Raw genomic sequence first — 12626 nt, 5'->3', positions numbered from 1 at the left:
GCGATATGGCTCTGGAATACCTCAAGAAAGCTCGCCTCACCTCCGGCTCGAACGCGGGCGATGTGCATGACACGGTGATTGCCATTCTCAACGATATCGAGGCGGGGGGCGACACGGCGGCGCTGGACTATGCCGCCAAGTTCGACAAATACGAGGGCAATGTCTTGATGACGCAAGCCGAGATCGAGGCGGCCTGCGCCTTGGTCCCTGAAAAGCTCAAGGCCGATATCCGCTTTGCCCATGACAATGTGCGCCGTTTTGCCGAGATGCAGAAATCCACTGTCGCCAATGTCGAGCACGAGGTGGTGCCGGGGATGATCGCGGGGCAAAAGGCGATCCCGGTGGATGCGGCGGGCTGCTACGTGCCGGGCGGGCGTTATAGCCATATCGCGAGCGCGATCATGACCGTGACCACCGCCAAGGTTGCGGGCTGCCGTCATATCACCGCCTGTTCACCGCCGCGCCCGGATGTGGGCGTGAACCCGGCGATTGTCTATGCCGCGCATATCTGCGGGGCGGATCAGATCCTTGCCATGGGCGGGGTACAGGGGGTGGCGGCGATGACCTTTGGCCTCTTTGGCCTGCCACGTGCCAATATCCTCGTGGGGCCCGGCAATCAGTTCGTCGCCGAGGCCAAGCGTATTCTGTTCGGCCGGGTGGGGATCGACATGATCGCCGGGCCGACCGATAGCCTGATCCTTGCCGACAGCAGCGCCGATCCGCATATCGTGGCGACCGATCTGGTGAGCCAGGCCGAGCATGGCTATAACTCGCCGGTCTGGCTGGTGACCGACGATCGCGCGTTGGCCGAGGACGTGATGGCGCGGGTGCCGGGGTTGATCGCTGATCTGCCGGAGGTGAACGCCGAAAACGCCGCAGCCGCTTGGCGCGATTATGCCGAGGTGATCCTCTGTGCCGACCGTGAGGAGATGGCGGCCACCTCCGACGCCTACGCGCCCGAACACCTGACGGTGCAGGCCGGCGATCTTGATTGGTGGCTGGATCGGCTGACCTGCTATGGCTCGCTGTTTCTGGGCGAGGAAACGACGGTGGCCTATGGTGACAAGGCGGCGGGGACTAATCATGTGCTGCCCACCTCGGGCGCGGCGCGCTATACCGGCGGGTTGAGCGTGCATAAATACATGAAGATCGTCACATGGCAGCGGGCCACGCGCGAAGGTGCGAAATCCATCGCCGAGGCGACGGCGCGCATCTCGCGTCTCGAAGGGATGGAGGGGCATGCCCGCGCCGCCGATGTGCGGCTGGCCAAGTATTTCCCCGATGAGACCTTTGATCTGACCGCCAATGGCTGACGACCTCTTCAGTGTGAAGGGCCGGGTCGCCTGCGTCACCGGGGCGAGTTCCGGTCTGGGCCGGCATGCGGCGCTGGTGCTGGCCCGCGCGGGTGCCCGCGTCGTGGGTGTCGCCCGGCGCGAGGACGCCTTGCGGGATTGGGCGGCGGAGGCAGGGGAACATGCAGCCTATGTCGTGGCCGATGTGGCGGACCGCGACGCGCTACCCGAGACGGTGGCCGCCATTCGCGCGCCTTTTGGTGCGCCGCAGATCGTGGTGCATGCCGCCGGGGTGAACACACGGCAGGCTGCCGATGAGGTGACACCCGAGGGCTGGGACGCCACGCTTGCGCTCAACCTCACCGCGCCGTTTTTCCTGACGCAGGCGCTGGTTCCCGGCATGCGCGCGGATGGCTGGGGGCGGGTGGTCAATTTCGCCTCTCTCCAGACCACGCGCGCCTTTCCCGGTGGCATTGCCTACGGGGCGAGCAAGGCGGGCATCGGGCAACTGACCCGCGCCATGGCCGAGGCGTGGTCGCGCGATGGGATCACCGCCAATGCCATCGGGCCGGGGTTTTTCCCGACCGAGTTGACACAGGCGGTCTTTGGCGACTCGGACCGCGCGGCAAGGAACGCGGCGCAGACCTGCATCGGGCGCAATGGAGACCTGTCGGATATGGACGGGCCGCTGCTTTTCCTCTGCTCCGAGGCATCGCGCTACGTGACCGGGCAGGTTCTGATGGTCGATGGGGGGTTCACCGCGAAATGAAGGCACTGATCTATGAAGGCCCCGAAACCCTCGTGCTGCGCGAGGTGCCGGATTCTGAGCCGCGTGCGGGCGAGGAGTTGATCCGGGTCTTGGCCGTGGGCATTTGCGGGTCGGACATGCACGCCTATCTGGGCCATGACGCGCGCCGCCCTGCGCCGCTTATCCTCGGGCATGAGGCGGCGGGGGTGATCGTGGGCGGACCGCGCGAAGGCGAGCGGGTTACGATCAATCCGCTGGTGACCTGTGGGGCCTGCGACGCTTGCCGTGCGGGGCGCGAGAACCTGTGCGCGGCCCGCCAGATCATCTCGATGCCGCCGCGCGAGGGGGCTTTTGCCGAATACGTCGCGATGCCTGCGCGCAATCTTGTCCCGGTGCCGCCGGATGTGCCACTGGCCAAGGCCGCGCTGGCCGAACCGCTGGCGGTCAGCTGGCACGCGGTGCGGCTGGCGATTGCGGCGCGCAAAGAGGGCGTGCCTGAGGCAGCATTGGTGATCGGTGGCGGGGCCATCGGGCTGGCGGCGGCGCTGGCGCTGGTGGCGCAGGGGGTGGCGGATGTCACCCTGTCCGAGCCGAACCCGGCGCGCCGGGCGTATCTGGCCGAGCGCTGCGGGCTGCATGTGGTGGACGAGGCGCGCGGGCAGTTCGGTCTGGTGATCGACGCCGTGGGCTATGCCGCGACCCGTGCCGCCGCCTCGGCCTGTGCCGCACCAGGCGGGGTGATCGCGCATGTCGGGCTGGGTGAGGATGCAGGCGGGCTCGATATCCGGCGGATGACCTTGCAGGAGATCACCTTCATCGGGACCTATACCTACACCGCGCAGGATTTCCGCGACACCGCTCAGGCGATCTATGACGGGCGGCTCGGCCCGCTCGACTGGATCGAGGCGCGCGGGTTGTCTGACGGCACCACCGCCTTTGCCGATCTGCGCGCGGGCCGGGTGGCCGCGCCCAAGATCGTTCTCGACCCTGCCGGATAGCGCGGGGCATCTGCAAAAGGAGCTGACAGCATGTATAAACGTATTCTCGTTCCGATGGCGCTCGACCATGGGCTTTCGCCGGAAACGCTGGAGATCGCCCGTGCGCTGCTACACGACGGCGGCGAGATCATTGCGCTGCACGTCTACGAGACGCCGAGTGGCGCGGTCGGGGCCTATCTTGACGAAGAGATGGTGCGCGCCGGGTTCGAGATGGCGCGCACGCGCATGGCCGAAAAGCTGGCGGAGCATCCGGAGGTCAAACCGGTGCTCAAGAAGGGCCACAGTTATCGGACCATCGTGGACTATTCCACCGAGATAAAGGCGGATTGCATCGTCATCGGCTCGCACAAGCCGGGGCTGCGGGATTACTTTCTCGGCTCCACCGCCGCGCGGGTCGTGCGGCATGCGCCCTGCGCGGTGCATGTGATGCGCTGATCTGTTGGGGCGTGCCGCGCATATCCACAGCGCCGAGGATGCGCGGCGTCTGGCCCGCCGTCGTCTGCCGTGGATGGTGTTCGACTACATCGACGGAGTGGCGGGGCGCGAGACGGGGGCCGTGCGCAATCGCGCGGCATTGGATGCGATCCCGCTCACCCCGCGCATCCTGCGCGATGTGAGCGCGCGTGATCTGAGCGTGCCCCTGTTTGCCGGGCGGGCCGGGCGGCCCTTCGGCATTGCGCCGATGGGTATGTGTAACCTGTCTGGCCCCGGTGCCGACCTGATGCTGGCGCGTTTGGCAGCGCGCGAAAAGGTGCCTTTGGGCGTGTCAACTGTGGCCTCTACCCCGTTGGAAAGGCTGATTGAAGTGGCCGAGGGGCAGGCGTGGTTCCAGCTCTATTTCAGTGGCGATGGCAGCGGCACGTTTCGCCTGGCCGAGCGGGCGCGCGATGCGGGCTACGAGGTGCTGATCCTCACCGTGGACGTGCCGGAACTGGGCCGCCGCCCGCGCGAATTGCGCCACGGCTTTACCATGCCGTTCCGTCTTGGCCCCCGGCAATTTCTCGATTTCGCGCTGCACCCGTCATGGTCACTGCGCACGCTTTTGCATGGCCGCCCGGAGATGGCGAATTTCCAGATGCCGGGCTATGCCTTCGACCGCACCGAAAGCCGCGCGCGCGCCACCTGGGACACGCTGGCGCGGCTGCGGGAGATGTGGCCGGGCAAGCTGGTGGTCAAGGGGGTGTTGGATGTTGAGGATGCGGTGCGGCTGGCCGCATCGGGTGTGGATGCCATTCAGGTCTCCAGCCACGGGTCTCGGCAGTTGGAGAGCGCGCCGCCGCCTATCGACGCGCTCGCACGCATCCGCAGTGCTGTGGGCCCTGACATGCCGCTGTTCTATGACAGCGGGCTGCGCTCGGGCGAGGATGTGCTCAAGGCGCTGAGCCAGGGGGCGGATTTCACCTTTTTGGGCCGCATCCTGCAATTCGCCATTGCGGCGGCCGGCGAGGAGGGGCTTCGGCGTCTGTGGGACGTGCTGAGCACCGAGTTGAGCGCGGCGATGGCGCAAACCGGGCGCTGTTCACTCTCGGAGGGGGCAACACCTGCGCCAGAGACCGGTCACTCCACCACACGGAGCGCGTGACGCAAATACGACCCGCCGGATTTGCTCAGAGCTTGCGGATCTTCAGCTTGGTGATCCGGTTGTCCTTGCGCGCGACCACCTGAAAGCGGAAGCCGTGAAAGATGAACGTCTGGTCGATTGCCGGGATCATCTGCGCCTCGTGGATCACCAGCCCCGCCACGGTATTCGCGGCATCGTCCGGCAGGGTCCAGTCGGTCGCGCGGTTGAGGTCGCGGATCGTCATCGCGCCGTCGATCAGGAACTGGTTATCCTCGGTCTTGCGAATGGGGTGTTCGGCGTCGGGATCGAATTCATCGGTGATCTCGCCGACGATCTCTTCCAGAATATCCTCCAGGGTGATCAGGCCTTGCAGCGTGCCGTATTCATCGACCACCAGCGCGAAGTGGCTGCGCATCCGCAGAAATTGCCGCATCTGATCGTCGAGCGTGGTGGTTTCAGGCACGAAATAGGGCTCGCGCGCGATGCTCTGGACGTCAAAGGCGCGCAACGCCTCGGCGGCGCCTTCCTCGGACGAGGTGACAAGGCTGTGCATTGCGCGCAAGAGATCCTTGGCATGGACCACGCCGACGATGTTGTCGGGATCATCGCGATAGAGCGGCAGGCGGGTGTGGTTGCTCTTGAGGCACTGATCGAGGATCGCCTCGGGGTCGGCCTCGGCATTGATCATCTCGATCCGCGACCGGTGAAGCATGATTTCCTCGACCGCGCGCTCGCCCAGATCGAGCGCGCCCAGGATACGGTCGCGGTCTTCTTTCTCGACGACGCCTTCGGATTGACCGAGGTAGAGCGCGCCTGCGATTTCGTCGCGCACCGCGAGGATATGGCTGTCGGGATCGGTCTGCACGCCAAAGCCGCGCAGGATCAGCCGCACAAGCCAGCGCACCGCCGAGACGACGGGCGAGAACACCTTGACCACCCAGACGATGATCGGGGCTGTCCGCGAGGCCGCGACCTCGGCATTGGTGATGGCGTAGGTTTTGGGCAGCACCTCGGCGAAGATCAGCACAAGCAGCGTCATCACCAGCGTTGCCAGCGCCACGCCGCTTTCGCCAAAGAGCCGGGTGAAGAGCGCCGTGGCGAGCGAGGCGGCGAGGATGTTGACGAGGTTGTTGCCCAGAAGCACCGAGCCGATCAGGCGTTCGTTGTCCTCGGTGATCTTGAGCGCGGTATCCGCCCCGCGAGAGCCCTTTTCGGCCTGCGCACGCAGCTTGCCGCGTGAGGCAGCAGTGAGTGCCGTCTCACTGCCCGAGAAAAACCCCGACAGGACCAGCAGGCAGAGGATGGACCCTGCCGTGATCCAGAAGGTCAGGTCGAGAACGGGATGCGTCGCTTCCATTTGCGTGATATTCCTTATGCTTGATCGGGTTATGGGGGCTGATCGGCCCGCAATCAAGGGAGCAGGCGTGATGCAGGTGCGGGATTTGGGCGAATTGGACGGCCCGCTGCTGATTTTTGGCGGGCCGTACTCGAACCTGCAGGCCACGCAGGCCTTGATCGCCGAAGCGACGCGGCGTGCAATTGCGACGAAGCATGTGATCTGCACCGGCGATGTTGTTGCCTATTGCGCGCAGCCCGCCGAGACGGTGGCTGCCATTCGCGATCTTGGTTGCGCCGTGGTTGCCGGCAATTGCGAGCGGCAACTGGCCGCGCGTGCTGGTGATTGCGGCTGTGGCTTCGAAGCGGGCACGCTGTGTGACAGGCTTTCGGCCGGATGGTATGCGCAGGCTGAGGCGGCGATCAGCGACACGGCACGCGACTGGATGGCGGCGCTTCCGGACATGATCACCTTTGCCCATCACGGGCGGCGGCATGCGGTCATTCACGGCGGTGCCCGTGACATCAGCCGCTTTCTCTGGCCGGTGTCGCATGATGACGACTTCATCGAGGAAATTAATTATATAAAGAGTGTTATTGGCGATATCTCATGTGTTTTGGCGGGACATTGCGGCCTTGCATTCACCCGGCGGATCGGTCCTGTGGACTGGATCAATGCAGGTGCGATCGGCATGCCGCCCAATGACGGCAGATCTGAGACCGCCTTTGCCATTCTGGACGGAGGGGGTGCGACGCTGCACCGCTTGCCCTACGATCACGAAGGCACGCAGGCGGCGATGCGGGCGGCGGGTCTGACGCAGGGCTATGACACGGCGCTTGGCACAGGCTATTGGCCGTCGGAAGAGGTGCTTCCACCCGCCTTGCGCCGTGCGGCGGTCGCGAGCGGGTGATGGTCCTCAACGAGGGCCTGTAGCCGTGCCTCCAGCACATGGGTGTAAATTTCGGTCGTCGCGACGTCAGCATGCCCCAGAAGCGTCTGGATGACCCGCAGATCGGCACCATTGGCCAACAAATGCGTGGCAAAGGCGTGGCGCAGGGTGTGGGGTGTCACCTTGCCCGGATCGACATGAGCCTTGACCGCCAAGCGCTTGATCAGTTGATAAAACCGGTGACGTGTCAGGTGTCCGGCCTTTCCGCTCGAGGCAAAGAGATAGGCCGAGGCAGTCTTCCCCTGAGCGCGTTTTTCATCCTCTTGCGCGTTGCGCAGCGCCAGCCAGTCGGCGAGCGCGTGGCGCGCGGGCGGCGACAGCGGCACCATGCGTTCCTTGCCCCCCTTGCCGCGCACCAGAAGCATGTCGGGGTCGCCACGTGCCGCCGACAGGGGCAGCGTCACCAATTCGCTCACCCGCATGCCGGTGGCATAGAGCAGCGCCATCAGACAGGCATTGCGGCAGCGGTCCGACGGGTTGCGACCGAATTGCGGTGCGGTGTCGAGCAAGCGACTGACCTCGTCCTCGCTCAACGTCTTGGGCAGGCGCTGTGCGCGCCCCGGTCCCTTGATGCGGATTGCCGGATTGTCGCTGCGCAGCCGCTCTTCGAAGGCAAAGCGGTAGAGTTGACGGATCGCCGAGAGCCTGCGCGCGCGGGTCGATTGCGCAAGCCCCTGCGCATCGCAGTGGATCAGGTAGGCTTCGATATCGTCCTGCGTGGCCGAGGAAAGATCATGTGCCCGCCCGCTCATCCATGCCTCGAAATCGCGCAGGTCGCGCTGATAGGCCGACAGGGTGTTGGCGGCGGCTCCGAGCTCTGCGGCTTGCGCCTCGAGAAACGTGGAAATCCAATGTGTTGCGCTGCTCAACTCAGGCGCTCCAGCAAGAGCATCTGGAGAGCTGCACGCCGTGCCGTATCCTCCAGCCCGACGGCACGCAGTGTCCCGAGTGCTGCGCTGAGCGTCTCGCGGCCGCTGCCTGCGTTGCTGTCCAGCTCTCGGGCCGCAAGCAGGATCGCTTCGCCCAGCCGTCCCTCTTCGATCAGCACCTGATGTGCAGGCGCGGCGGCCACGCGGGCAAAACCGCGCGCGACCGCCTGTTCGACCGGGCGCGTGGCGTCGGCCTCGGACGGGGCACCGCGGGCCAGCCCGGCCGCGAAGCGCTGGCGGGCGTTGGTTGGTGTCAGGGTCTGTGCCGCTGTCTCGTAGATGCTGGACAAGAGCGCGATGTCAAAGGCCTGGGCCTCAAGCTCGGGGGGGAGATCAACCTTCAGGAGGCGTTCGGCAAAGAGTTCGGCAAAGATGGTCTCAAGCCGCACCGCGCGTGCAGCCTGCCACGCAGCCGGGATGGCCCGCGCGACGGCGGCGGGATCGCCATCGGTGAGCGCATTGTCCAGACGCTGCACCGCCGAGACCCGGTCCCAGACCCCGCCGGAGGCGGCCGGTTTGCGCGCAGTATAGAGGCCCAGAAGCTGCGCACCAGGCAAGGCTCCGGTCCGGGCGAGGCGTTCGGCGGCTTCGAGTTCCGCTTTCCAGCCTGCAGTGCCGCGCAGATCGGCCATCGCGAAGGCGCGCGGCAGGTTGCGCGTCGAGAGCGGAGCGCCAATCGCCTCGAACAGTCGGAATTGCAGGGGGCTGATCTGTGCGGGCGGGGCAGGCGGTTCGATATCCTCGATCATCCCGGGATCGAGAAACAGGGCGAGGAGCGTGGCATCGGTCTCGCTCAGCCCGTCCGTGGCGGTGGCCCCGTGATAGGTGAGCGCCGCCGTGTCCCAATCACCATCGCGCGCGGTGCAATAGATGCGCGCAGCGAGCCGTCGGCTCAGATGCGGTGCCTCGCTCAGTGCCGCGCAGGCGCGCTCCTCGCTGCCATCAAGCAGCGCCAGGTCGAGCCACTGATCAAAGAGCGCCGGGGTTGCCCCACCGGCCCGCTCGACCAGCGCGAGGGCGGGTTCCACCGCGCCGAACCGGCGCAGCGCGGCGAGGCGGGCGGAGAGGAAAGGTGCGCCGCTGCCAGCATCTTCAGGGGCGTGGGCCTCTGCCAGAAGGAGCGTGTAATAGAGCGCCTGGACAGCGGGCAGCGGCACGTCCGGCAGATCGTTCAGCCGTTCTAGAATCGCCTCGGTCGCGCTGTCTTGCCAAAGCGTGGAGGGCAGTCCCGTGGTCGAGCCCGGCAAGAGACCGACCGCATCCGCGCGCGGTGCGTCGAGCGCGGTGACGGTGACACCGGGCACCACGACGCGATCGGCGGCGGGTGGCTCGTCTGGTTTGGCATAGGGCCTGCCGAGGGCCACGGTCTCGGCATCGTTCAACCAGTCAATCGCCGAGAGCGGCTCTTGTGCTGTGCCGAGGGTTGCCCAAAGCGTGGCAAGCAGCGTGAGGCTACTGCGTCTCAAGAATGACATCCTCGCGAATCTCGGTTTGCGGCGGCGAGAAGTCGGCCCCGAAAAAGGGCCCGATATAGGCATAGGCCACCAGGGCGATGAAACCCAGAATGGCCAGATAAAACAGCCATTTGATCAATCGCAACATGGAAACCTCTGTCTGCTCGGATGTGAGTTTTGACCAAGTTATAACTGGCCTTTTGCGCAAGATCACGTCATTGAGTGAAAAACTGTGTGAATTGGCAGGGGAGCGCCGAGCGTGTCGGGCGGAACGCATTGGAATCTGAAGAAAACTGTCGTGCTGGTGGGCATGATGGGGGCAGGCAAGACAGCCGTGGGCAAGGCCTTGGCCACCCGGCTTTCTGTGCCGTTTCTGGATTCGGATGCAGAAATAGAAAAAGCCGCCAACATGACGATTTCCGAGATATTCCAAAGGGATGGCGAGACATTCTTTCGTGCGCGCGAAAGCGAGGTGATCGAGCGGTTGCTCGACACACAGCGCGGTATCCTGTCGACCGGTGGGGGCGCCTTCTTGTCCGAGAGGAACCGGCAGATGATGTCCGACAAGGGCGTCTCGGTCTGGCTGAATGCCGATCTGAGCTTGCTGTGGTCACGGGTAAAAGGAAAGAATACCAGACCCTTGCTGCGCACAGCTCATCCATATGAGACGCTTCGGGAGATATATGAAACGCGTGCGCCGATCTATGCATTGGCGGATTTGAGCGTGGCCGGCGATCCGGGATATTCGATCGACGACATGGCGGCTGAGGTCGAGGCGGCGCTGGTGACGCGCAGGGATGTTCTGGAGGCAGTGAAATGAGCGAGGTCGTGCATGTGGGTCTTGAGGGGCGGGCCTATGACATTCACATCGGTCCGGGTCTGCTGGCACGCGCGGGCGCATTGATCGGGCCATTGCTGCGGCGGCCGCGCGTTGCGATCATCACCGACGAGACCGTCGCGGCACTGCATCTCGAGACGTTCCGCACGGGATTGACCGAGCACGGTATTTCTTCCGTAGCGCTAAGCCTGCCACCGGGCGAGGCCACGAAATCCTGGCCGCATTTCGAGCGCGCAGTCGAATGGCTGCTGGAGCAGAAGGTCGAGCGCAACGATGTGGTGGTCGCCCTGGGCGGCGGCGTGATCGGCGATCTGGTGGGCTTTGCCGCCGCCGTGCTGCGGCGCGGGGTGCGCTTCGTGCAGGTGCCGACAAGCCTGCTTGCGCAGGTCGACAGTTCGGTGGGCGGCAAGACCGGGATCAACGCGCCGCAGGGCAAGAACCTGATCGGAGCCTTTCATCAGCCGAGCCTCGTGCTGGCCGATACTGAGGTCCTGGACAGCCTGCCGGAGCGCGATTTCCTCGCCGGTTACGGCGAGGTGGTGAAATACGGATTGTTGGGGGATCGTAATTTTTTCCAATGGCTTGAGGGAAATGCTTCATGTGCCGCCTCGGGCGATATGGCGGCGCGGATCCATGCCGTGAAACGCTCGGTCGAGATGAAGGCCGAGATTGTGATGCGCGACGAGACCGAACAGGGCGACCGGGCGCTGCTGAACCTTGGCCACACTTTCTGTCATGCGCTGGAGGCGGCGACCCGCTATGATGGCGCGCGGCTGCTGCATGGCGAGGGGGTGGCGATCGGCTGCGCGCTGGCCTTCGAGCTGTCAGCGCGTCTGGGGCTGTGTCCGCAGGAGGAGCCGAGCCGCGTGCGCGCCCATCTTCGCGACATGAAGATGAAGGTTGATCTGTCTGATATTGAGGGAGAATTGCCGGATGCGGATGGGCTAATAACGCTGATGGGGCAGGACAAGAAAGTCGTTGATGGGGCGCTGCACTTTGTTCTCGCGCGCGGCATCGGTGACGCTTTCGTGACGTCTGATGTGCCCTCCGAGGTGGTACGCGCGGTTCTTGATGACGCGCTCGCGGCGCGTGGCTGAGATGGACGGTAGGGGAAAGGCGTTTGCAAACGCCTTTAGACGCGGTTTCGAAACCGCGTTGCAAGCCGCTTGAAAGCGGCTTGACCAAGGGATTTCAAAATCCCTTGGTCGCGCGACCCGCTTAGGGGATGAGCTTGATCAGCGCGTGGCGCTTCTTGCCGGCCGAGAGCTTGATCGGCGCGGCGAGGGCGGTGGCGTCGATCATCAGCCCGGCATCAGTGAGGGGCGCGTCGTCGAGGCGCGCGCCGTTTTCGGCGATCAGGCGCTTCGCCTCCTTGCCGGATTTGGCGAGCCCGCTGCGCACGATCAGTTGCACGATCGAGAGCCCGTCGCCCAATTCCGCAGGTGTCAGTTCGACCGTGGGCAGGTCATCACCTACGCCGCCTTTCTCAAACACCTCGCGGGCGGTCGCCTCGGCGGCCTGCGCCGCGTCGGCCCCGTGCAGCAGCGTCGTTACCTCGTTGGCGAGGATGATCTTGGCCTCGTTGATCTCCGACCCCGCAAGCGCGCCCAAACGCTCGCAGTCCTCGACCGGCAATTCGGTGTAGAGCTTGAGGAACCGCCCGGTATCTGCATCGGTGGTGTTGCGCCAGAATTGCCAGAATTCGTAGGGGCTCAACATCTCGGCATCGAGCCACATCGCGCCGCCCGCCGATTTGCCCATCTTGCGCCCGTCCGAGGTGGTCAGCAGCGGTGAGGTCAGGCCGTAAACCTCATGGTCGATCACCCGGCGGGTAAGGTCGATGCCGTTGACGATGTTGCCCCATTGATCCGAGCCGCCCATCTGCAACACGCAGCCGTAGCGGCGGTTGAGTTCAAGGAAATCATAGGCTTGCAGGATCATGTAGTTGAATTCGAGGAAGCTGAGCGATTGCTCGCGGTCGAGCCGGGATTTGACGGATTCGAACGAGAGCATCCGGTTGACCGAGAAATGCCGCCCGATATCGCGCAGGAATTCGAGATAGTTCAGCCCGTCAAGCCATTCGGCATTGTCGAGCATGAGCGCATCGGTCGGCCCCTGCCCATAGGCGAGGTAGCGCGCGAAGACGCGTTTCATGCCGGTGATGTTTTCGGCGATCTGATCGGGGCCGAGGAGGGGCCGTTCATCAGAGCGGAACGAGGGATCGCCGACCTTGGTTGTGCCGCCCCCCATCAGGGTGATCGGCCGGTGCCCGGTCTTTTGCAGCCAGCGCAGCATCATGATGTTCAGCAGGTGCCCGACATGCAACGATTTCGCCGTGGCGTCATAGCCGATGTACGCGGTGACCGTGCCGTTGGTCAGCGCCTCGTCCAGCCCCTGATAATCGGTGCAATCCGAGAGGTAACCACGCTCGATCATCACGCGCATGAAATCGGATTTGGGGTGGTAGGTCATAAGGCTTGTCCCGCTTGTCGTTGCGCGGCATGTATATGCAGTCATTGGG

General features: G+C 64.7%; 13 protein-coding genes. 8 read left to right on the top strand and 5 right to left on the bottom strand.

The window, feature by feature from the left end:
• Positions 1–5 precede the first annotated feature (5 nt).
• From hisD to RID11_RS07975, 5 genes are read left to right on the top strand one after another with little or no spacing between them, the layout of a single operon-like run.
• The gene (gene hisD / locus RID11_RS07995; RefSeq protein ID WP_350137360.1) at positions 6–1313 is read left to right on the top strand and encodes a histidinol dehydrogenase; all 1308 of its coding nucleotides are present in this window, start codon (positions 6–8) and stop codon (positions 1311–1313) included.
• Positions 1306–2061, top strand: coding sequence for an SDR family NAD(P)-dependent oxidoreductase (locus RID11_RS07990; protein WP_350137358.1), 756 nt, complete (start codon positions 1306–1308; stop codon positions 2059–2061). Before hisD ends, RID11_RS07990 begins: the two co-directional genes overlap by 8 nt.
• Complete coding sequence (locus RID11_RS07985) at positions 2058–3038, top strand: zinc-dependent alcohol dehydrogenase (protein WP_350137355.1); 981 nt, start codon at positions 2058–2060, stop codon at positions 3036–3038. Before RID11_RS07990 ends, RID11_RS07985 begins: the two co-directional genes overlap by 4 nt.
• 30 nt (positions 3039–3068) lie before the next feature.
• The gene (locus tag RID11_RS07980) at positions 3069–3473 is read left to right on the top strand and encodes a universal stress protein (RefSeq protein ID WP_350137353.1); all 405 of its coding nucleotides are present in this window, start codon (positions 3069–3071) and stop codon (positions 3471–3473) included.
• A 4-nt stretch (positions 3474–3477) separates the two neighbouring features.
• Entirely contained in the window at positions 3478–4620 is a 1143-nt protein-coding gene (locus tag RID11_RS07975) for an alpha-hydroxy acid oxidase (RefSeq protein ID WP_350137350.1), read from the top strand.
• Between the two features lie 25 nt (positions 4621–4645).
• Here the strand turns inward: RID11_RS07975 and RID11_RS07970 are convergent, their stop codons facing one another.
• Positions 4646–5956 carry an HlyC/CorC family transporter gene (locus RID11_RS07970; RefSeq protein WP_050663280.1) on the bottom strand — a complete coding sequence of 437 codons (1311 nt, stop codon included), beginning with the start codon at positions 5954–5956 and terminating at the stop codon, positions 4646–4648.
• A gap of 70 nt (positions 5957–6026) precedes the next feature.
• Here RID11_RS07970 and RID11_RS07965 point away from each other — a divergent pair, with 70 nt between their 5' ends.
• Positions 6027–6845: a metallophosphoesterase family protein gene (locus RID11_RS07965; protein WP_350137347.1), complete on the top strand. Its 819-nt coding sequence runs from the start codon at positions 6027–6029 to the stop codon at positions 6843–6845.
• Here RID11_RS07965 and RID11_RS07960 read toward each other — a convergent pair.
• Genes RID11_RS07960 through RID11_RS07950 form a run of 3 tightly spaced genes read right to left on the bottom strand, consistent with a single transcriptional unit; the run spans position 6782 to position 9415 of the window.
• On the bottom strand, positions 6782–7753 hold the full coding sequence (locus RID11_RS07960) for a tyrosine recombinase (protein ID WP_350137346.1): 972 nt from the start codon (positions 7751–7753) through the stop codon (positions 6782–6784). The genes RID11_RS07965 and RID11_RS07960 overlap by 64 nt on opposite strands.
• Positions 7750–9279: a hypothetical protein gene (locus tag RID11_RS07955; RefSeq protein WP_350137344.1), complete on the bottom strand. Its 1530-nt coding sequence runs from the start codon at positions 9277–9279 to the stop codon at positions 7750–7752. Before RID11_RS07955 ends, RID11_RS07960 begins: the two co-directional genes overlap by 4 nt.
• Positions 9266–9415 (bottom strand): hypothetical protein, encoded by a 150-nt coding sequence (locus RID11_RS07950; RefSeq protein WP_350137342.1) that lies wholly within the window; start codon positions 9413–9415, stop codon positions 9266–9268. Before RID11_RS07950 ends, RID11_RS07955 begins: the two co-directional genes overlap by 14 nt.
• A 90-nt stretch (positions 9416–9505) precedes the next feature.
• Between RID11_RS07950 and RID11_RS07945 the strand changes: the two genes are divergently transcribed.
• Both RID11_RS07945 and aroB read left to right on the top strand, forming a co-directional pair.
• Positions 9506–10087 (top strand): shikimate kinase, encoded by a 582-nt coding sequence (locus tag RID11_RS07945; protein WP_502949346.1) that lies wholly within the window; start codon positions 9506–9508, stop codon positions 10085–10087.
• Positions 10084–11202 carry a 3-dehydroquinate synthase gene (aroB, locus tag RID11_RS07940; RefSeq protein WP_350137341.1) on the top strand — a complete coding sequence of 373 codons (1119 nt, stop codon included), beginning with the start codon at positions 10084–10086 and terminating at the stop codon, positions 11200–11202. The genes RID11_RS07945 and aroB overlap by 4 nt, the downstream gene beginning before the upstream one ends.
• Before the next feature lie 121 nt (positions 11203–11323).
• On the opposite strand, the gene tyrS is transcribed toward aroB, so the two are convergent.
• Entirely contained in the window at positions 11324–12577 is a 1254-nt protein-coding gene (tyrS, locus tag RID11_RS07935; RefSeq protein ID WP_350137339.1) for a tyrosine--tRNA ligase, read from the bottom strand.
• Positions 12578–12626: the final 49 nt, after the last annotated feature.

The sequence above is a fragment of the Roseovarius sp. genome (assembly GCF_040219995.1).
Lineage (GTDB): Bacteria > Pseudomonadota > Alphaproteobacteria > Rhodobacterales > Rhodobacteraceae > Roseovarius.
This window is presented reverse-complemented; position numbering and strand designations above follow the sequence as displayed.

What these genes read in the sequence shown, in the direction of transcription:
- hisD (WP_350137360.1), top strand. Translation starts at nt 6, where the DNA reads ATGGCTCTGGAATACCTCAAGAAAGCTCGCCTCACCTCCGGCTCGAAC.
- RID11_RS07990 (WP_350137358.1), top strand. Translation starts at nt 1,306, where the DNA reads ATGGCTGACGACCTCTTCAGTGTGAAGGGCCGGGTCGCCTGCGTCACC.
- RID11_RS07985 (WP_350137355.1), top strand. Translation starts at nt 2,058, where the DNA reads ATGAAGGCACTGATCTATGAAGGCCCCGAAACCCTCGTGCTGCGCGAG.
- RID11_RS07980 (WP_350137353.1), top strand. Translation starts at nt 3,069, where the DNA reads ATGTATAAACGTATTCTCGTTCCGATGGCGCTCGACCATGGGCTTTCG.
- RID11_RS07970 (WP_050663280.1), bottom strand. Translation starts at nt 5,956, where the DNA reads ATGGAAGCGACGCATCCCGTTCTCGACCTGACCTTCTGGATCACGGCA.
- RID11_RS07965 (WP_350137347.1), top strand. Translation starts at nt 6,027, where the DNA reads ATGCAGGTGCGGGATTTGGGCGAATTGGACGGCCCGCTGCTGATTTTT.
- RID11_RS07950 (WP_350137342.1), bottom strand. Translation starts at nt 9,415, where the DNA reads ATGTTGCGATTGATCAAATGGCTGTTTTATCTGGCCATTCTGGGTTTC.
- aroB (WP_350137341.1), top strand. Translation starts at nt 10,084, where the DNA reads ATGAGCGAGGTCGTGCATGTGGGTCTTGAGGGGCGGGCCTATGACATT.
- tyrS (WP_350137339.1), bottom strand. Translation starts at nt 12,577, where the DNA reads ATGACCTACCACCCCAAATCCGATTTCATGCGCGTGATGATCGAGCGT.